General features: G+C 33.8%; 1 pseudogene. It reads right to left on the bottom strand.

What is annotated here, in order from left to right:
* Positions 1–110: 110 nt before the first annotated feature.
* Positions 111–1001 (bottom strand): annotated as a pseudogene (locus HHU12_RS34055) (IS3 family transposase); the annotation flags it as partial.
* Between the last annotated feature and the right edge of the window lie 68 nt (positions 1002–1069).

The raw sequence follows: 1069 nt of genomic DNA, 5'->3' as shown, positions 1-1069 counted from the left end.
TGGGTAACCTTCAGTTTTTTTCTTTTCGCTACCGCGGGTTCCTCAAATTTATCGATGCAAAATTGATTCGCTTCGCTGTCAATTTCACCTCAATAAATTTCGAGGCTTATTTATGTTACTTTTACAGTCCGATAAGTTCTTCTTCTCTGACCTCTTGTTTTATGCATCTGAATAGGAGTTTTCATATAACATGACATGTGTGGTCTTATAAAGTTATATGTTTTTATACATTCTTTTAAATAGGCTTCAAATAACATTTCATAACCGACATATTTACTCAAGTTAAAGTCATACTTTATTGTTCTGTTAATACGCTCTGCAATAGCATTTTTATACGGATCATAAGTTTCTGTCATACTTGTTATGATTTTTGATTTCCTAAGTAACTTCTGATAGGCTTTACTACAATATTGGACTCCTCTGTCAGAATGATGTATCAATGTTTCTCCTTTATATTCACGTTGTTTTATCGCCATTTTCAAGGCTCTAATTGCTCCCTCTTTATCTAAAGATCTTGATAGATCATAACCCATTATCTTCTTTGAATAGGCATCTGTTACTAATGCCAAATACCAAGGGTTGTCTCTTGTGCCTACATAAGTAATATCTGCTACTACAACCTGTTCAGGTCTATTTATTTCAAGTCCATCTACCAAATCTGGATAAGTTTTAAATCTATGGTCTGAATCAGTTGTGACATGATAAGCTCTCTTAGGTTGTATATCTAAGTGGTTCGCTTTCATAATCTGAAGCAACTTATCACGACCTACACCTAAAGACTTTAATTGAGGATAGAGTAGTGAATACAGCATCCTATGCCCACTATTGGGCAGTTTTATCCTCTCGTTTTGTATTAGTGTTACTACTTGCTCAGAAATTTTCAGATCTTTCTTCTTACGCTTAATGGAGCGGTAGTACACTTGACGGTCTTTCCCAAGTAACTGACTTGAATATTCAATACTTATAGAATATTCATTTCTGAAATCATCAACTACTTGGGTGAAGAGTTTTTTCTTATGTCGATTTTATATTCTTTTTCTGCCAAGTCAATCATCATATCAAAAATGAT

The organism is Flammeovirga aprica JL-4 (genome assembly GCF_012844305.1).
In the GTDB taxonomy this organism is placed as follows: Bacteria; Bacteroidota; Bacteroidia; order Cytophagales; family Flammeovirgaceae; genus Flammeovirga; species Flammeovirga aprica.
The sequence above is the reverse complement of the archived record's forward strand: the minus strand, read 5'-3'. Positions and strand labels throughout refer to the sequence as shown.